19 protein-coding genes are annotated in these 18,254 nt (G+C 61.8%); 10 read left to right on the forward strand and 9 right to left on the reverse strand.

Going from position 1 to position 18,254, the window contains the following annotated elements:
• Window positions 1–809: 809 nt before the first annotated feature.
• On the reverse strand, window positions 810–1,802 hold the full coding sequence (locus B0G77_RS30240) for a LysR substrate-binding domain-containing protein (RefSeq protein WP_243751274.1): 993 nt from the start codon (window positions 1,800–1,802) through the stop codon (window positions 810–812).
• 101 nt (window positions 1,803–1,903) lie between these two features.
• Here B0G77_RS30240 and metC point away from each other — a divergent pair, with 101 nt between their 5' ends.
• From metC to B0G77_RS30270, 6 genes are all read left to right on the forward strand, one after another.
• Window positions 1,904–3,067 (forward strand): cystathionine beta-lyase, encoded by a 1,164-nt coding sequence (metC, locus tag B0G77_RS30245; RefSeq protein WP_133665559.1) that lies wholly within the window; start codon window positions 1,904–1,906, stop codon window positions 3,065–3,067.
• Window positions 3,068–3,106: 39 nt separating this feature from the next.
• The gene (locus B0G77_RS30250; protein ID WP_133665560.1) at window positions 3,107–3,946 is read left to right on the forward strand and encodes an ABC transporter substrate-binding protein; all 840 of its coding nucleotides are present in this window, start codon (window positions 3,107–3,109) and stop codon (window positions 3,944–3,946) included.
• A gap of 2 nt (window positions 3,947–3,948) precedes the next feature.
• Entirely contained in the window at window positions 3,949–4,599 is a 651-nt protein-coding gene (locus B0G77_RS30255) for an amino acid ABC transporter permease (protein WP_133665561.1), read from the forward strand.
• Complete coding sequence (locus B0G77_RS30260; RefSeq protein WP_133665562.1) at window positions 4,596–5,366, forward strand: amino acid ABC transporter ATP-binding protein; 771 nt, start codon at window positions 4,596–4,598, stop codon at window positions 5,364–5,366. The genes B0G77_RS30255 and B0G77_RS30260 overlap by 4 nt, the downstream gene beginning before the upstream one ends.
• Before the next feature lie 552 nt (window positions 5,367–5,918).
• On the forward strand, window positions 5,919–6,320 hold the full coding sequence (locus B0G77_RS30265) for a hypothetical protein (RefSeq protein WP_133665563.1): 402 nt from the start codon (window positions 5,919–5,921) through the stop codon (window positions 6,318–6,320).
• A gap of 166 nt (window positions 6,321–6,486) precedes the next feature.
• Window positions 6,487–8,841: an EAL domain-containing protein gene (locus B0G77_RS30270; protein WP_243751275.1), complete on the forward strand. Its 2,355-nt coding sequence runs from the start codon at window positions 6,487–6,489 to the stop codon at window positions 8,839–8,841.
• Between the two features lie 22 nt (window positions 8,842–8,863).
• On the opposite strand, the gene B0G77_RS30275 is transcribed toward B0G77_RS30270, so the two are convergent.
• Window positions 8,864–9,781, reverse strand: a complete 918-nt coding sequence (locus B0G77_RS30275) for a LysR family transcriptional regulator (protein ID WP_133665564.1) — start codon at window positions 9,779–9,781, stop codon at window positions 8,864–8,866.
• Between the two features lie 191 nt (window positions 9,782–9,972).
• On the opposite strand from B0G77_RS30275, the gene B0G77_RS44735 reads away from it, so the two are divergent.
• The 3 genes from B0G77_RS44735 to B0G77_RS44745 are packed head-to-tail and all read left to right on the forward strand — an operon-like array spanning window position 9,973 to window position 10,897.
• Window positions 9,973–10,281 (forward strand): alpha/beta fold hydrolase, encoded by a 309-nt coding sequence (locus B0G77_RS44735; RefSeq protein ID WP_243751276.1) that lies wholly within the window; start codon window positions 9,973–9,975, stop codon window positions 10,279–10,281.
• Window positions 10,230–10,715 (forward strand): alpha/beta fold hydrolase, encoded by a 486-nt coding sequence (locus tag B0G77_RS44740; protein ID WP_243751277.1) that lies wholly within the window; start codon window positions 10,230–10,232, stop codon window positions 10,713–10,715. The genes B0G77_RS44735 and B0G77_RS44740 overlap by 52 nt, the downstream gene beginning before the upstream one ends.
• A 29-nt stretch (window positions 10,716–10,744) precedes the next feature.
• Entirely contained in the window at window positions 10,745–10,897 is a 153-nt protein-coding gene (locus B0G77_RS44745) for an alpha/beta hydrolase (RefSeq protein ID WP_243751278.1), read from the forward strand.
• Between the two features lie 12 nt (window positions 10,898–10,909).
• Here B0G77_RS44745 and B0G77_RS30285 read toward each other — a convergent pair whose 3' ends face one another.
• Window positions 10,910–11,401: a hypothetical protein gene (locus tag B0G77_RS30285; RefSeq protein WP_133665565.1), complete on the reverse strand. Its 492-nt coding sequence runs from the start codon at window positions 11,399–11,401 to the stop codon at window positions 10,910–10,912.
• A 43-nt stretch (window positions 11,402–11,444) separates the two neighbouring features.
• Window positions 11,445–12,461, reverse strand: coding sequence for a 1-aminocyclopropane-1-carboxylate deaminase (locus B0G77_RS30290; RefSeq protein WP_133665566.1), 1,017 nt, complete (start codon window positions 12,459–12,461; stop codon window positions 11,445–11,447).
• Between the two features lie 200 nt (window positions 12,462–12,661).
• On the opposite strand from B0G77_RS30290, the gene B0G77_RS30295 reads away from it, so the two are divergent.
• On the forward strand, window positions 12,662–13,171 hold the full coding sequence (locus B0G77_RS30295; RefSeq protein WP_133665567.1) for a winged helix-turn-helix transcriptional regulator: 510 nt from the start codon (window positions 12,662–12,664) through the stop codon (window positions 13,169–13,171).
• 3 nt (window positions 13,172–13,174) lie between these two features.
• Here B0G77_RS30295 and B0G77_RS30300 read toward each other — a convergent pair whose 3' ends face one another.
• The 5 genes from B0G77_RS30300 to B0G77_RS30320 all read right to left on the reverse strand — a co-directional run bounded on the left by B0G77_RS30300 (window position 13,175) and on the right by B0G77_RS30320 (window position 18,051).
• A complete protein-coding gene (locus tag B0G77_RS30300) occupies window positions 13,175–14,437 on the reverse strand; it encodes a phospholipase D-like domain-containing protein (protein ID WP_133666944.1) in 1,263 nt (420 codons plus the stop codon).
• 188 nt (window positions 14,438–14,625) lie between these two features.
• Window positions 14,626–15,264, reverse strand: coding sequence for a LysE family translocator (locus B0G77_RS30305; protein ID WP_133665568.1), 639 nt, complete (start codon window positions 15,262–15,264; stop codon window positions 14,626–14,628).
• 162 nt (window positions 15,265–15,426) lie between these two features.
• Window positions 15,427–16,059, reverse strand: coding sequence for a 2-hydroxychromene-2-carboxylate isomerase (locus B0G77_RS30310; RefSeq protein ID WP_133665569.1), 633 nt, complete (start codon window positions 16,057–16,059; stop codon window positions 15,427–15,429).
• 18 nt (window positions 16,060–16,077) lie between these two features.
• Window positions 16,078–17,019 carry a CmcJ/NvfI family oxidoreductase gene (locus B0G77_RS30315; protein WP_243751279.1) on the reverse strand — a complete coding sequence of 314 codons (942 nt, stop codon included), beginning with the start codon at window positions 17,017–17,019 and terminating at the stop codon, window positions 16,078–16,080.
• A 120-nt stretch (window positions 17,020–17,139) separates the two neighbouring features.
• A complete protein-coding gene (locus B0G77_RS30320) occupies window positions 17,140–18,051 on the reverse strand; it encodes a LysR substrate-binding domain-containing protein (protein WP_133665570.1) in 912 nt (303 codons plus the stop codon).
• Window positions 18,052–18,254: the final 203 nt, after the last annotated feature.

The following is an 18,254-nucleotide window of genomic DNA, read 5'->3' on the forward strand; positions in this document are numbered from 1 at the left end:
CGTCTGCAACGGCGGCGGCGGTCCCAATGACATCGCGCGCATGAACGCCGCGCCGCCTCGACCGCGTCATCATTACCGCGGAAAAGCTGGCCGGAGCAGACGAGCCGTGGATGGCTCGCCCTCTGCATGGCCCAAACCCGCCGGCACGATAACCAGGCCGTGAAGGCCGACAACAAGGCACCCGCAGAGAGCGCCCAGATGTGCACACGCTTGCAAAATGCATAACCGTTAGACGACCTTCGATAATTCACTGCGCATAAACAGATCGCAAACGCCGACCTTCGGCGCAGCATCCGTAGGGCGCCACGTTTATTGCAACGGCGCACATTAAAAAATCAAGTGCCTACGCGTAACCGCGCCACGTGTACCAGGGCGGGTGCGACAAAGCTCGTGCGACGGCCTATGTCCGCGCCAAAGCTATAGCATTTTTCCTGACGCGATTGGCCGTAGCCGACCCATTCCTGCCTCTCGGTTAGCTTCTGCGAATGTCACCACCGAGTTCCAAAGCGGCCGTTTGCCGTACGCCGCCGATGTTGGACGTAACTGGAGACCGCCGGTTCGCGTTCGCCCTCATCCACGCTCACGAGGGACTATTCGGCACACGTTGCACTGGCAGGTCGTCGACGCATCCGCGACTCATCGAGGCTTTTGGCGACGCTAGGTTTTCCCCGATTGAAAGATCGTTCGCGTGTCCGACGCACACCTGTCGACGGTGCGCAATGGATGCACGCTGTCGTTTGTGTAATGTGAAGACTGGTTGCGTTGGATAGCAGTGCATAGTGACCGCCGAAAGTCCGAGAAGCAGAGCACTAGCGGCTTTGGGACACACGCCCCCCTGCCGGACGGCGACTGCGCTTGCGAACGGCGGCTTCGTCCTCCTCTGCCGCCGCTGCGCTTAGCGCAAGTTTGAGCGCCTTCTGGTCCCGTTCAAGCTGCATTCTCATGTGCCGCATGAACTGCCTCGCAGTTTCCGTGAGTGGGGTGCCGGGGCGAAACACCAGTACTCCTGTGAACATGACCTCGACGTCAATCGGCTTCACGACAAGACCTCGCTCCTCGAAGTCCAGCGTCACGAGCGGATGAGCGATGCCTATGCCCACTCCCGCGAGCGCCAGTGCGCATACGGTGTGCGAATACGGCGTCTCTACGACCGGCTTGAGGCGGATCTCGCGTGCTGTGAGCTGTGTTTCCAGGCGCAGCCTCGTGCTGTCTTCGGGATTCAGTGCGATGAAGGGAAATTCAGGCAGATCCGCGACGGCGATGAAAGGGCGCGCGGCTAAAGGGTGATGCCGGTTCATCACGGCTACAGCCGGCATACGCACGAATACCGAGTGCTCCAGGCCAGCCATCGACATCTCGTCGGACATCAGGCCGAAATCCGCCTGGCCCGCCGCGACCTTCTCATGCACTTCGCGCGAGCTCATCACCTGCAGCGATATTTGGACGTTTCTGGACGGAGCATCGAACGCCGCGATGACGCGAGGCAGAAAGCCTGTGCCGAGTGCCGGCTGACAGGCGATCGCCAGCCGCCCCAATCCGTAGGATCGCAAACTACGGATTCGATGCTCGATGACCTCGAAACCTCGGAAGTACTGGTCTACCTCCCGCATCAGCGCGACGGCTTCCTGGGTGGGAACGAGCCGACTGCGTACGCGCTCGAACAGCCCGAAATCCGCCATGGTCTCCAGACGCCTGATGGCCTGGCTCACAGCCGGTTGCGAAATGCCGAGCAGGGCCGCCGCTTTGCTCGTGCTTCCCGCGTTCATGACCGCCCTGAACACCTCAATATCCCGGATTCTCATAACCTGCGCTTATTGACTTAATTATTTCCGATGTTGATGCAAAGCCGGGCGAAAGTAAACTGCAGTCGTCGATACACCACCACGCAATCACCGAGAGCATGATGACAAGTCATACCCAGAAAGCGCCGCAGCCGTTCCGCAGCCTCTCGCCCGCCGTCATGCGGGCATCCACGGTCGTATTCGATTCTCTGGCCGAATTTACGCGCCGTAAGGAGCGGCAACCGGACGGTTACAGCTATGGCATCACCGGGACGCCAACGGCTCGCGAACTGGAGCATCGCATCGCCGAACTTGAAGGCGGTGCGCATTGCGTGGTGACGCCCTCCGGTCAGTCCGCGCTGATGACGACCGTCATGGGTTTCGTGCGCGGTGGTGATCACCTGCTCGTGTCTGCTGCCTGCTACGGCGCGCTGAAGACGTTCGCGGAGAAGTGGCTGGCGCACTTCAACGTCGAGGTCGAAATGTATCCGCCTGCGATCGGGACTGAGATTAGTCAGTACATCAAGCCCAACACGCGCATGATCTGCCTGGAGTCGCCGGGCACGGTGACAATGGAGATGCCCGACATCCCGGCGATCGTCGAAGTCGCGAAACGTCATGGGGTATTGACGATGATGGACAACACCTGGGCAAGCCCGCTCGCTTTCAAGCCGCTCGAACACGGTGTGGACTTCAGCATCGAAGCCGCGACGAAATTTTTCGGCGGCCATTCTGATCTGCTGATGGGCTGCATCAGCATGAACGACGCGGATTACTACGCGAGCGTGCGCGAGACGCAGAGCATTCTCGGCCAGCAGACTAGTCCCGACGATTGCTTCCTCGTGATGCGCGGTCTGGCAACCCTGAAGCTCCGCTTCGCCGCCCAGAGCGCCTCGACGCTGCAGATTGCGAGGAAACTCGAACGCCACCCGGAAGTGAGCAAGGTGCTGTTCCCGGCGCTACAGTCCGACACCGGCCACGCCATCTGGAAGCGGGACTTTTTGAGCAGCGGGTGTCTCTTCTCCCTGATTCTCCAGCCCGCGCCAGCGGCCGCGTTCAGCGCGTTCTTCGATGCGCTCCAGCATTTCGCCATCGGTGCGAGCTGGGGGGGCGTGCATAGCCTCGCTGCCTTCTATCCGGCCCCGTTGCAGGCCGAGCGCGCATTCCCGCTGACCGACCAGCCTGTTGTGCGCCTTTCGATCGGGTTGGAGGATCCGGCGATGCTACTTGAAGACCTGTTTGCCGGTCTCGACGCATTCAAACGAACCCGCGTAGCCGGTACCTAGTATTTTTCCGTTCAACTTACCTGGATTAGTGAGTACGAGATGAAAGCAATCAATGGATGGAGACGCGCTCTCACGGCAGTGAGTTTCGTGGCACTTTGCACGGCGTTCAGCTTTCCCGCTGCTGTGCAAGCGGCAGACCTGCTTGCGCAGGCGAAGGCGAGCGGCACACTGCGCGTGGCCAACACTCAGAGCAGTCCGCCGTGGAGCATGCTTGACGACAGCAATAATCCTGTTGGCTATGACGTCGCGATTGCAAAGGAAGTCGGCAAGCGCATTGGCGTGCCGAATGTAGTATTCGTCGCCGATTCGTTCAAGAACTTTGTGGAGGGGTTAAAGACGGGCAAGTATGACCTCGTCATGAACGATCTCACGCCTACGCCTGAACGCGAGCAACAGGTTGATTTCGGCGATCCATACGGCGTGGAGGATTTCCGTATTTTCGTACCTGCCGGCAACACGGACATCAAGGGCAAAGACACGCTTAAAGGCAAGCGGGTGGGCGTGGTCACCGGCTCGAGCAATGAAACATGGGCACGAGCACACCTGAAAGACTCCGATATTCGTTCCTACGACAATGGGGCGCTCATCTTCAACGATCTGGGCAGTGGACGGATCGACGCGGTAATTATTTCTCACTTCGGCGGTATGAAGTATGCCAACGTCAACCACTTACCCGTGAAGGAAGTGGGCGACCCCTTGATCTATCAGCTGTCAGCGCCGGCTATCGTAAAAGGCCAACCGGCCCTGCGCGTAGCAGTCAATAAGGCGATCTCGGAAATGATGGCTGACGGGACGATTGAGGCCATTGCGAAGAAGTGGGTTGGGAGCGATTACGATATGGCAGGCATGATCGCGAAAGCCAAGGCGCAAAAGGATTAATCATGACCGAACTTTTCATGCGCTCGCTGCCGCTGTTGAGGAGCGCGGTGCTGATGACGATCTTTCTCGGCTTAACGTCGTTCGTGCTGGGCTCGACGCTGGGGTTGCTCGTCGCGCTAGCCCGTGTCTCGAGCATAGGCGTACTGCGCGCGTTTGCATTCGCATACGTATCCATCTTCCGTGGCACGCCGCTGCTCGTGCAGATACTGCTTATCTATTTCGGCTTGCCCCGGTACGGTCTGACACTTGACCCGGTTCCTGCCGCGCTCCTCGCGCTAACGCTGTTCTCGGCAGCGTATCTGAGCGAGAACTTCCGTTCCGGCATCAACGCAGTGGACAAAGGCCAGTGGGAAGCTGCGATGTCGCTGGGCATGGGTTATTGGAAAGCCATGTCGCGGGTTATCCTCCCGCAGGGTCTGCGCGTCGCCATTCCGCCCGTAGGCAGCCGCCTGATTGCACTAATCAAAGATACGTCGCTCGCTTCGACCATCACGGTGGTGGAACTGACCCGCGTGGCCGACCAGGTCGGCGCATCCACCTTCCGCTACATGGAAATGTTCCTGATGGTCGGCATCATCTACTGGGGCATCAACCAGATTCTCACGATAGTCCAGACGGTGCTCGAGAATCGCTTGTCGAGGCGTTTTGTATGAATACGGATAGCAGGACAATCGAAGTTCGTGGGCTTTCGAAGGCCTTCGGCGACAACCAGGTGTTGCGCGGCGTCGACTTCAGCGTATCGAAAGGCGAAGTTGTCGTGGTGATGGGGCCGTCCGGGTCGGGCAAGACCACGCTGCTGCGCTCACTGAATTTCCTCGAAATGCCGGATGCCGGCACCGTGACTGTGTGCGGCATTGATGTCGATTGCGCCGGTTCATCGAAACCGTCACGCGAGCATCAAAAGAAGATCCGCGCAATCCGCCAGCGCACGGCAATGGTGTTCCAGTCGTTCAACCTGTTTCCGCACAGGACAGCACTGGAAAACGTGATGGAAGGTCCGGTCAGCGTCAAGGGCGTTCCCCGCGCGCAGGCATCGGAGCGTGCAATGCACCTGCTGACACAGGTTGGCCTGGCGGCAAAAGCCAACGAGTATCCGGGACGGCTGTCCGGGGGGCAGAAGCAGCGCGTAGCGATCGCGCGTGCGCTCGCGATGGATCCGGAAGTCATACTCTTCGACGAGCCGACGTCCGCTCTCGATCCAGCGCTACGAGAGGATGTCCTAAACGTAATGCGCGATGTCGCAAAACTGGGCATGACGATGCTGATCGTCACGCACGAAGTGCGGTTTGCGCGAGATGTTGCGGATCGGGTCGTTTTCATGGACGGCGGCGTGGTTGCCGAAGACACGACACCGCAAGCCTTCTTTGGTGAGGGCTGCAGTCCACGCGCAAAGCAGTTCCTTCATCTGATCGAGACCTGAGCGTTGAGTACGCCGAGATAAATCGTCCCTGCGTACTGCGGGTCGCGCAGCGTTTCCATCCTGATAGCCCGAGGTGCAGGGACGGATTGCTCGAGCTGAAGGCGTCGTCCGCGAGAATCTCCATTTGAATCTAAGCCGCCGTACAAAGCGCGCGAAAACGATGTTGGCTCGGCCGATGAATCGAAGGCCGCCGTCGCTTTACCAAATGGTGACTCGTCGCTTATCAGGAGACATTCGCCATGCGACTGCGAAAGACTGTTTATGGCCGCACTCGGACCGATGATGCGGGTCTGTTCAGGCACCAACCCGATGCACGGAAGTGCGGACATCGACCATCGGCTAACGCCCCCGGTTCGCTGGCATACCGGCCTCAGGGATCGCAGGGGCGAGCATTCGTAACAACTTAGGCCAGTCGCACCAACTCCGTCGCCCAGTCGCAAAACTGTGGCGCCAGTCTCACGTACTCTGGCGTCCTACGGCAGCATCCTGCGGGATAGGAAAAACCCTACACTAAAAAAATGAACTTCTTGTCCGTTAATACGGAAAGCGGCGGTGTCTGAACCGATCCACAATCCCCGCCAGAGCGACACCATGACAGGCAAGATGCTCCTTCACGACTGGATTCCCTCGACGCTCACAGGAGACAGCGGCCGCACGACGACGCGTGCCCGCTCGCCTATGCTGGAGGCTCCATGCAGCCGCGAACGGTCGTCGTTTGCTGATGATATGGCTTGCGCGCATATCCCCACCGGTTCGCGCGCCTATGCAAAGAGCATGGGCCGCGCTACGGCTCATGCGGAACAACGACATTGCATTCGCCTTGAACCGCAAGCCTTCCGAATTTCTGATCAAGCGCGCCAATCTGGGGCATTGCATATTGCGAAGGCCACGGAAAACCATACGTTCCGGTTCGCGACGACCGATTCATCGAGCCGGGACCTCGGTGCGCTGTAGAAATGTTTTTGCACGCGTCCGAACTGGAGCATGATCGGCTAACGGCCCGTATCGCGATCGTGTGCGCCATGTACGTATTAACGAAACACCTGGCAGAACAGGCATCAAATTGAAACTGTCGCGTTTAAGCCGTTCGATTCCCGGGAGCGGCACGCCAAGCGTCCCTTTGAGCGACGGCGCCACGCCGCCGCAGAACCAGCTTTTTCTGTCGTACTTCGTCGGCTGGCACGCGCGCTACCAGGGAACCGGTGCAGCGGAGACGCTGATCAGCGCTGCCGCTGCGTTCGGTGCGGGCGCACTGAGCCTGTACGCCCCCGTGTGGTCGCTGTTTCCCGAGAGCCTGCCACGAAGCGCGAGTCTGGCAAGCGCCATCGCAGTGGGCACCGTCGTCTTCATTGCCGCCTATCGGACCCAGGCCAGCAAGCGCTCCCGGCAGATGGCGACAGGCAAGCTGGCCTCCGCGCTGCTCGACACGAACCGGGAATGCATGAAGCTGCTCGACGTCAATGGACGCATGCTGCGCATTTCCGAATACGGCGCGACGCTGATGGACGCGCCCTCACCGCTCGAACTGGCGGGGGCCGACTGGCTCAGCTTCTGGAAAGGCGCCGACAGCGTGGCGGCCAGGGCCGCCTTCGACGACGTGCTGGCGGGCCGGGACGCGTCGTTTCGCGCGCTTTGTCACACGACGACCGGGCGGCCGAAATGGTGGGACAGCCGCTTGACGCCGGTTCGCGACAGCGGCGGCAAAGTTGTTGCCGTGGTATGCGCATCGTCCGACATCACCGACGAAGCCGAACTGCTGACGCAGTTGCAGGCGAAAAATGCGCTGATGTCGGAGATGGAAGCGCACATGCCCATCGTGTTCTATTCGTACAGTGCGAACTTCGACTATTTTCACTACATCACGGCAGGCTGCACAAAGGTGTTCGGTCTGGAACCGGCGGTTTTCGTCAAGGATCCATCCGCCTGGATGAAGCTGATTGTCGCCGCCGATCTCGAGCCGCTGCTTGCCGAAATGAACCGCATCGTCAGGGAATCGACGGACGGACGGGCGCAATACCGCATCCGGAAGGCCGACGGATCCTTGCGCTGGTTGCGCAGCACCGGTTATCCGGTCAGCGATGAGAACGGCAGGGTATTGCGCATCGTCGGCATCACCGAGGACATCACCGCCGAGCAGGAGCGGATCATGGCCCTCGACCGGCTCGCCTACACCGACTCGCTCACCGGGCTCGCCAATCGGGCGGCGCTGCTGCGGGAGCTAGAGGCGCGCTGCACGGCAGGCAAGCCGTTCGGCCTCATGTTCGTCGACCTCGACCGCTTCAAGGTGCTCAACGACACGCTCGGCCATGTGGCGGCTGACCACCTGCTGCATAGCGTCGGCTGCGTAATCAGGAAGGCGCTTCCCGGCGATGCCTTCGTCGCCCGGCTGGGCGGCGACGAATTCGCTGTGCTGATCGGCAGCGTGCCGGACAAAGCGGGGCTCGGGCGGCTGGCCGGGTCTTTGCTGGCCGACCTGTCGCGCAGCCACCTCGAACACCGCGTCGGCGTGTTCACGACGGCGTCCATCGGCATCTCGCAGTTTCCGGATCACGGCGCCAATCCCGAAACGCTGCTGAGCAGCGCGGACGTCGCGATGTACGCCGCCAAAAAGGCCGGCCGCAACAGCTTCCAGTTCGCCGGCAAGGAAGCCGCGGCGACCATCGACGATTTCGAACTCGAGCGCGATTTGCCCGAAGCGCTGGTGTCCAGCCAGTTCCTGCTTCACTTCCAGACTATCCATGAGCCGGCCACGCTCGCCGTGTGCGGTGTCGAGGCCTTGATCCGCTGGCGGCATCCCACGCGCGGCCTGATCCCGCCGGGCGTATTCATTCCGATCCTCGAAGAAACGGGATTTATCGCCGATGTCGGCGTGTGGGTGCTCGACAGCGCGCTGAGCCAGCTGGCCGCGTGGCGACGTGCGGGCGCTACGGGTCTTTGCATGTCGGTGAACGTGTCGGCGAGGCAGCTCGCCGACGATGTCATCGTGAGAGAGGTCGAGCGCGCGCTGAAGCAATACGGCGTGCCCGCTGATCAACTCGAAATCGAGCTGACCGAAACGGCGCTGATGCAAAACCCGTCCAAGGCGCAAAAGACGGTCAACGCGCTGAAGCGGCTCGGCGTGCGGATCGCCATTGACGATTTCGGCACCGGCTATTCAAGCCTGATCTACCTGGCCGACTTCGCGCCTGAGACGCTGAAAATCGACCGCCATTTCACCTCGAAGATCGCCCACGACGCCGCGACCCAGACCATCGTCGAAGGCATCATTGGCCTGTCGCGCAAACTGGGTATCAAGGTCGTCGCCGAAGGCGTCGAGGAGCAGGAGCAACTTGACATTCTGCGGCAGGTGCAATGCGACTATGTGCAGGGTTACCTCCTGAGCAGGCCACAACCGCCCGAGGCGCTGACCGACGCAATCAGCTCCGCCGAGGCCAGCGAAAGAGACACGTCGCGCGGCACCAGCAACGTGACCTGACCTGACAGACACGCGCGCCGGCTCACGCGAACATGTCGATACCCTTGACCAGCCGCTCCGAGAGCCGCGGCTGGCGCAACTGTTCGAGCCACCATTGCAGCGCGCGTCCTTCGTGGTCGCCACGCCAGGCAACGTACAACACGTTCGGTTCGCGCGGGTCGGCGGTCGGCTTCTCCACCAGTTCACCGCGTTTGAGCAGTGATGCAACGCGATGGCGCGGCAGCCAGCCGACGCCAAGCCCGTCGCGCTGCGCCAGCACCTTCGCGCGCATGGCCGGCACGGCTAGCGCCGGCTGCCCGCCGACCACGCCGTAGGCCCGGCCTGCCGTTCTGCGCGACGAATCCGCCACCACGACGGCCCGATGCGCGACGATCTGCTCGCGCTTCAGTGGCCCCTCGACGGCCGCCAGCGGGTGGCGCGGCGACACCGCAAACACCCAGTCCATTACGCCGAGTTCGAACCAGCGCAGCCCGGGAATCGCCGGCGGCTCGTTGGTTGCACCGACGATCAGGTCCGCGCGCCCGTCGCGCAGCGCTTCCCACGTGCCGGCGAGCACCTCGTGCTTAAAACGCAGCATGACGCCGGATTGCAGGGCGTCGAAGGCCTTCACGACCGGCATCAAGAACTCGAATTCGAGAATTTCGTCGGTCACGATCCACAGCCGGTCCTCCCAGCCGCTCGCGATCTGGCGGACGCGCTGCGTCATCCGCGACACGTCCTGCATCAGCCGTGCCGCCTCTTCCGCCAACATGTGGCCAGCCGGCGTGAGCTGCAGACGGTAGCGCCGGCGGTCGAACAGCAACGCGTCGAAGCGGGTTTCGAGCTGCCGGACCGCATGCGACACCGTCGAAGGCGCCTTGCCGAGCCGCGCCGCCGCTCGCGACAGGCTGCCGCTTTCCCGGATCGCCTCCAGTAAGGCCAGTTCTTCCTCAGACAACATGTTCAACTCCGTCGAACGAGTTGGTCGGGAAAATCGTACGGCAAAAGGTGGGCGCCAGTCCACCATGACATCACGTCAACAGAATGTCCTCCAGCAAAACGCTGGCCCGTCATCGGAGAAACCTGTTATGAGCCTGTTCACTCAAGTCACACAGCGTGTGGGCGCCGCTGCTTTGCTTGCCGGCGCACTACTTGTCCACCTCGCACGCGGCGACGAATCCGCCCATCGAGAGTCATTCGATCAACGCGAACGGTATCGAGCTGCACTATCTCGAAGCCGGAAAGGGCGGCGAAACGCCCGTCGTGCTGCTGCACGGCTACGCCGAATCGAGCCACATGTGGCCGCCGCTGATCAAAGCGCTGGACGACCGCCGCGTCGTGCTCGCGCCGGACCTGCCCGGCCCGCGGGTCAATCGTCGATGCCGGAAACCGGCTATGACAAGAAAGCCATGGCGCAGGACATCCATGCGATGGTTCGGCAACTCGGCTACCGCAAGGTGAAGATTGTCGGCCACGACATCGGCCTGATGGTCGCCTATGCGTACGCGGCGCAATTTCCGGACGAAGTCGAAAGCATCACGCTGATGGATGCGTTCCTGCCGGGCGTCGGCGACTGGCAGAAGGTCTGGCTGCTGCGCGACAAATGGCACTTCAACTTCTACGGCGAAACGCCGCTGAAGCTGGTGCAGGGTCGCGAGCGGACCTACTTCGAGCACTTCTGGAACGACATCGCCGCCGATCCGTCGCACGGGCTGTCGGAAGCCGATCGCCGGCGCTACGCCGCCGAATACGCTCGACCGTGCCGGATGCGCGCGGGTTTCGAATACTTCCACGCGTTCCCGCAGGACGCTGAAGACTTCGCCGGCTTCGCGAAAACGCCCCTGCCGATGCCTATGCTGGTTCTTGCCGGTGAAAGGCGTCCGGCAGTTTCCTGATCGACCAGGCACGTCTGGTCGACAACAACGTGCAGGGCGTGATCATCAAGGGATCGGGGCACTGGCTGATGGAGGAAGCGCCAGAGCAGACGATTCCGGCGATCGTCCAGTTCATCGACGCACCGCCGGCGCAGCAGGCCGCGCAGGAAGCGGCAGGTACACGCAGTAGCGACAGGGACTGAGACGACAAAGCGCTAAAGCGCACTCCCCCAACGCTCGGCGAGCGTCTCATGCAACAGCGCGCGCACCGTCTCGACGGCAACTTCGTTCTGCCTGTCATCGCTGGTGATCGCATGAAGCGACGCGAAGGCGCATCGATGACCGCAGACTGAACCAAGCCAGTCGAGCGATCTCGCCGACTGCGTGCAAAGCAGAAGCCGGCACGATGCCGACAGCAGCGCGAGCAGGCCGTCAATTCGCCGCTGTCCTCGGCGCTCGGCCCGGACTGCACCCAGGCATGAAGACATCCAGGCGAGCCTCTGCTGCTCGGGTGCGTCGAGATGGAGCAAAGCGAACTGCGGCACATCGCCAAAGCGCTCGATCAACGCGGCGCGAACCGCGCGCGGTGTGGTGTTATCCGTCACCGCGCACACCTGCGTAAGCGGCGACGGCGGCTGAACCCAGATCCCTGCTCCAGGCTCATGGTCGTAACCGTGCTCATCTGAAGTTTCAGTCAGCGGGTCCATCAGTGCCTCCGTCGTTCGATCAGGGCGCGCTCGCCAACAGGCTTCAGCCGTTGCGGAAGATGAAGCTATAGCCGTTCAACGCCGGCACACCGCCGAGATGCGCATACAGGACTCTCGATCCTTCTGGAAATTCGCCACGCCGTACCTTGTCGATCATCCCGTGCATCGACTTTCCCTCGTAGACGGGATCCGTCAGCACGCCTTCGAGACGCGCGCATAGACGGATCGCCTCGAGCGTGCCTTCATTCGGTAGCCCATACTCGGGACCGCCGTAACGTGTATCCAGAACGACGTCCTTGTCGGTGATGTCACGCTCCAGCCCGACGAGCCCTGCGGTGTGCTTCGCGATGCGGGTGATCTGCTCGTGCGTCTTCTCGGGTTTCGCTGAAGCATCGATACCGATCACGCGATCCGCGCGCCCGTCCGCCGCAAAGCCGACGACCATCCCCGCCTGCGTGCTCCCCGTCACCGAACACACGACGATGTAGTTGAATTTGAAGCCCAGTTCCGCTTCCTGCTGCCGAACTTCTTCGGCGAAGCCGACGAACCCCAGGCCACCGAGCCGGTGTTCCGAACACCCTGCGGGAATCGCGTAAGGCTTGCCGCCTGCTGCGCGCACGCTTTCGAGTGCGTCTTCCCAGCTCTTGCGGATGCCGATGTCGAAACCGTCCGCCACGAGGCGCACATCCGCCCCCATGATCCGCGACATCTGAATGTTGCCGACACGGTCGTACACCGCGTCGGAGTAGTTGACCCAGTTTTCCTGCACGAGCACGCACTTCATGCCGAGATGCGCGGCGACGGCCGCCACCTGACGCGTCTGGTTCGACTGGATGCCGCCGATCGATACGAGCGTGTCGCAGCCCTGCTCCAGCGCTTCCGGAATCAGGTACTCGAGCTTGCGCGTCTTGTTGCCGCCGAACGCGAGACCGCTGTTGCAGTCCTCGCGCTTGGCGTAGAGATGCACCTTGCCGCCAAGGTGATCGCTGAGCCGCTTCAATGGCTGGATCGGCGTCGGGCCGAACGTCAGCGGATAACGGGGGAAACGTTGCAGGTTCATGGTCTGGCTCCGGATGGTCGAGATGCGGTTGAGGGGTTACGGGCCTCGACGAGCCGGAGCTATTCATCGGCAGGACGAAGCGGCGATGAATGAAATGTTAGGCAAGAGCCGCCGAAATGAGCTTGCGAAAAAAATTGCTGAGGCCTACGTTTAGTAGGTGCGACAAAACACTTCCGCTTCCGAATTGCATAGGTCAAAACATGAACGCAACAAAATTTCGCAGCGAAGCGACGCGGGACGAAAGCGCGCTACAGCAACTCGACCGCATCGACCGTGCGATCCTGCGGCAGCTACAGAGCGACGCGTCGATCTCGAACGTGAGTCTCGCGGCAAAGGTGAATCTGAGCGCACCGGCCTGCCTGCGACGGGTCGAACGGCTCAAGGAGATGGGACTGATACGGGGGCTTGTCGCACTGCTCGATCCGAAGGCGGTGGGTGCGGGGATGCTGGTCGTGATCGGCGTCGTGCTCGACCGGTCGACGCCCGAGTCGTTCGCTGCGTTCGAGAAGGCCGCGCAGAAAGTGGTCGGCTGTATGGAATGCCACGTGGTGACGGGCGAGTTCGACTATTTCATGCTGGTCCGCACGAAAGACAGCGACAGCTTCAACCGGCTTCACGCGGAACAGTTGCTGTATCTGCCCGGCGTGCGGCAGATACGAACGTTCATGGTGCTCAAGGAAATCCTGTCGACGACGAAATTTCCGATCTGACTGCTACAACTGCCAGTCGATCAGCGGCAACGCCTTGTCGATCGCCTTTTCCAGCATCGGCCGATGCAGCCAGTCTTCGAGCGTCACGCGCTTCGACATCGCGATGTCCCTGGCGAAAATCGCCGTCTGCTGCCGCGCGAAATCGCGGTCGTAGATGTTGAGGTTGGCCTCATCGTTCAGCTTGAACGAGCGGCTGTCGAAGTTCGTGGAGCCCACCGACACCAGATATTCGTCGACCACCAGCAGCTTGCAGTGGAACATCGTAGGCTGATACTCGTAGATTTCCGCGCCCGCCTTCAGCAGATCGCCCCAGCGTCCGCGCGAGGCTTCACGCACCGTGTGCGTGTCAATGCGCTGACCGGGCGTCACGATCTGGATCTTCACGCCGCGCCGCGCCGCCTCGACAAGCGCGTTGATCGCGAGGCCATCGGGAACGAAATAGGCGTTCGCCAGATGAATCGAAAACGTCGCGGCGGTGATCGCCATCAGGTACATCAACTCCATGTCGTCGGCGCCGTTGGTGGGCGAGCTGCTGAACATGTGCGCGACACCGCCGCCCGCGTCAGGAATCTCCGGGAAGTAACTGGGGCCGTGCAGCACGTTGCCGCTCGCCTTGATCCAGTTGTCCATGAAGACGGCCTGCATGTGCCCCACCACCGGCCCTTCGACACGAAAGTGGGTATCGCGCCAGTGTTTCGGGCCCTGCGCGTTGCCGGTCCATTGCTCGGCGATGCCGACGCCGCCGGTAAAGCCGGTGTGGCCGTCGATCACCAGCAGCTTGCGGTGCGTCCGGTTGTTCATGCGGCCAAGACCGGTCCAGTGCGGCTTGTGATACTGGATGACTTCAGCGCCGGCCTCCCTGAGCATGTCGAGGTAGCCGTGATCCATCTTCGACGATCCCACCCAGTCAAGCAGCACGTGAACCGAGACGCCTGCGCGTGCCTTGTCCGATAGCGCCCTCGCAAACTTTTCGCCAATCTCGCCCGACCAGTAGATGAACGTTTCGAACGTAATGGTTTGCGTGGCAGAGTGGATGCCCTCCAGCATCGACGGGAAAATCTGGTCGCCGTTCAGCAACACCTTGAAGCGGTTTCCCGCTACGACAGGCGGCCCGAGCAGCAGGCTCATCGAGCGGACGAACTGTGGATCGTCGCTCGCGTACTGTCGCTTGATGTTGTGCTCGACCTTCTTCTCGCCGCTCGTGAAATTCGCGACGATCAACACGACGATAAGCGTTACGACGACTGTGATGGATATGACGAGCATGGGCATACACGCGCCGGGTCACGCGGGTCAGGGAAGTGTCGACGTATTCTAGTCAGTAAGAGCGCTGCTTGATGCCCCAGCATGCATTCTCATATGTAACGATGCACAGGTTTGTGGCTTCGTCGCTGACATCGGCACCGGCGTGCTGCGGCGTGAAGGGTCCGTTCGGGTTATCCGTCACGTCGCCGTCAGATGCCCACCTTATGCGCGGTGAAAACCAGCCGTAGTCCGAGCGCCCCGACTGCTCCGGCCGCAATGCGGTCGACCCAAACCTTCGCCCTCAGATAAAGCTCGCGCGGACGACGGCTCGAAAAGCCGACCGCGACGACGGTGTACCAGCCGGCTTCGATCGCAAACACCATCGGCGGCAGCAGGAAGTAACACCACGTTGGCGGATGCTGCGGCAACAGCGCAGCGAAGATACTGCCGTAGTAGATCGCCGTCTTCGGGTTGCTCAGTTGCGTGCTGAGACCGATCCAGAATGACTTGCGCGGATTGCGTCCGGGACCGGACGACGCCGCGTCGACCGTCAGCGAAGTTTTCGCGCCGCGCCAGATTTTCGAAGCGATGTAGACCAGATACAGGCCGCCCGCCACCTTGAGACCGACATAAAGCCATTCGACCGCCGCCAGCAGCGTATAGAGCCCCGCGAGCGCAATGCCACTGAAGAACACGCCGCCGAAGCCCATGCCCAGTGCGGTTGCGAGGCCATCGCGGCGCGATAGACCGATCGAGTTACGCGCGACGATCACGAAGCTGGGCCCGGGGCTCATCGCGCCGACCAGCAGCGCGGCAAGGATCGCGGCAATCGCGGTGGACGGGTTCATGCGTGGCTCCTGAACGGGTAAGGACAATGATTGTACAGTCGAAGCGGAGCCGGTAATCAGCCCCTTCAGCAGGACATCCATCGGCCTCGCGCCGAAATGCCGGAACACGGACACCTTTGAGCGGCGACACTTTATCCGGCGTCAGGTGTCATGAGTCGGCCGTTATCCGTCGCGCGGACTCTCCGCCGTCGCGCTCGCTACCTCCCTCAATGCATCTTCGAGGCGATCGTTGCCCCAGAACATGTCATCGCCAGCGAAGAACATCGGTGCGCCGAAGACGCCGCGCCGCTGTGCCGTTTCCGTCTGCTCGCGCAGGCGCTGTTTGTTCGCATCCGATATCGCCGCCTCGATGATCTGCACTGCGGGCAGGTTCATCGCGACGAGAACTTCGGTCACGGCGTCGGGTGTGTCAATGTCGCGATCGTCGGCGAAATTGAGTTGCATCATCCGTCGCGTGTATTCGCCGATCCACGGCTCCTCCGCGCCCAGCATCGCGACGCGCATCGGCAGCAGCGCGCGACGCGGGAAGGTTGTCGGCCGTTGCCAGGGCACGCCGTATTTCATGCATTCGCGTGCAAGGTCGCGCAGTGCGTAAGCGCCTTTTTCCTTCTGCAGCACGAACGGCGAACTGTCCCAACCGAACGACCGGAAAATCGGGCCGAGCAGGAAAGGCTTCCATGCGACCCTCACGCCATGCCGCGCTGCCAGCGTCTCGATGCGCATCGCACTCAGATAGCTATAAGGACTGCCGCACTCGAACCAGAACTCGAGCATTGCGGGTTGGGCTTGATTCATCGCGGTCTCCAGAGTCAGTCAGTCGTAGACAACGAGGCATCGCGCCTCGATACTTTCGCGCAGCGGCGCATCCGCGGGTGCGTCGGGATGATCGAAAGCCGCGTGCGGCGTGTAGCGGGCGACGCCGCTGATCTGCGAATCGTACTGCTTGAATACGAGCGCTTCATGCCGGTTCATCGCCGAAAAATACGACCAGCGGTGCCGGGGCGCGTACTGCGCCAGATAGATCTCTCCGGTGCGTCGCGGATAGCGCACGTCCGCGACGACAAGATCAGTCACATCGACGGACCGCGCATCGCAGACCGCGAGCGGCGTATCGAGAACCGGACCCTTGATCGAGCGCCACACATTGACGATGCTGTAGCGCCCCACTCCTCTACAAGCCATTGCGTCGCCCAGCACGAGTGAAAGCCGGCGGCGGCCGGATGCCTCGGTGTAGTCGTTGTGGACCACGCCGTTCGCGGCGGCCGGCGCGCCGATGCCGGCCCGTCCAAATCCGAGCGGCCGCCGGTCCGCTTCGCGTCGACGCACAAGGTGATCGAAGACATACCCGCGTGTGGCGCCTGTGACAGCACACGCCAGTTCTGCGACCTCCGGATAGTACGACCGGAAAATCTCGTCATGGTCGTCGAAATCACGCAGCGCTGATGGCGCGTCCCAGAGTTCGAAGCCTTCGCTGTGAATGGATCCTGGCGCCGATGCCAGACGTCCATCGACGGCGCGCATCAGGCGTTCGTCCCGTGTGTAGTTTTCCCATGGCGCGCCTTCGGGCGGATCGAACGCATAGTTGTAAGGACGCTCGCCTGTCGGCCGCAGATAGCCAAATGTCGCTTGAACAGATGGGGACTGGATGGCTGCCGGCCTGAACCGGAACGCGGATGCAACCTCGCCTTCGGTGTGGGTGTCAGGGCGCTGCGAGTAGTGCGGTTCCGCCATGCCGGCGGACTGATTGACGTTCATCGTGTGGCTCCTGGAATGCCGCCGCTGGTGCGGTGGCCCGTCACCCATTAAGCCTCGCGGACATCACCACGCTCAAGCGCAGAACGCGCACTGTTCACATGCGCCGTATGCATGCGAACGCTAACTGTTGCCTCGCGCTTCCGACGTAACCCACTTAATTACGGCGGCGACGTCTGGCCGCGGCGCGTCCTCTGCCTGGATCAGCCAGTAAGCGTGATCGCCATGCGGCCCCTGTAACGACGTCGGCAGTAGCATCAGACGCTGGTCGGCCAGCATTGGGCGGATCAGTTCGACCCGTCCCAGAGCGACACCCTGCCCGGCCATCGCCGACTGCACGACCTGATCGTACTGGTTGAAGCGCAGGACACCCCTGGGCTTCACGCCGCTCCAGCCTGCTGCGGCCAGCCAGTCGTCCCAGTGCAGCCAGGGCCGGCCGGGGTCGTCGAATTCCAGCAGCACCTGGGCCGCGAGGTCTTCCGGCGAACGGATACCACCGCCAGCCAGCGATGGATGCGCCACCGGTGCAACCGTCTCGCGGAACAGCAGCGTGGCGCCAGGGTGAGCCGACGACCTCGGACCATAACGGATCGCCAGATCGATGCCTTCGCTCGCCAGATCCAGCAGCCGGTTGCTGGCCGCTACCCGCACGTCGATATCCGGGTGCAGTTGCTGGAAGCGCCCGAGCCGCGGCAAAACCCACAGGCCCGTTACGCCAATGCTCGCACTCAGCGTGACGGGCGGCCTGCGACTGCGCGCGCTGACCGCGCCGACGGCATCCTGCAATTGCTGGAGCGCGCCGTTCGCGCTGCGAAAAAGCCGCTCGCCTTCCGGGGTGAACGCGATCGAGCGATGACCGCGAATCAGCAACTTCACGCCAAGCCGCTCTTCGAGCGCCTGCACCTGGCGGCTGAGGGCGGATTGCGTCAGACACAGGTCACCGGCCGCGACGGTGATGCTCATCCGACGCCCGACCGCGACGAAGCCTCGCAGCGGCTCCATCAATGCAGCCAGACCGGGCAGTGACATTGACATGCGCGAGCCTCATGGGAAAGAGAGAACCATCGTACCGCGCAAGACGTGCGTCCGATACGTCGGCCGGCCCCTTACCCTGCTTCACCGACCCTTTTGGACTTAATTTTCCACGCATTTGAGCCGTTATACTTTCCATACAAGGCACGTCGTTCCTTATATGAAACATAACGAGACATCCTCGCCACCTGACCGACCCATCAAAA

Origin of the sequence: Paraburkholderia sp. BL10I2N1 (assembly GCF_004361815.1) — a bacterium.
Classification (GTDB): Bacteria; Pseudomonadota; Gammaproteobacteria; order Burkholderiales; family Burkholderiaceae; genus Paraburkholderia.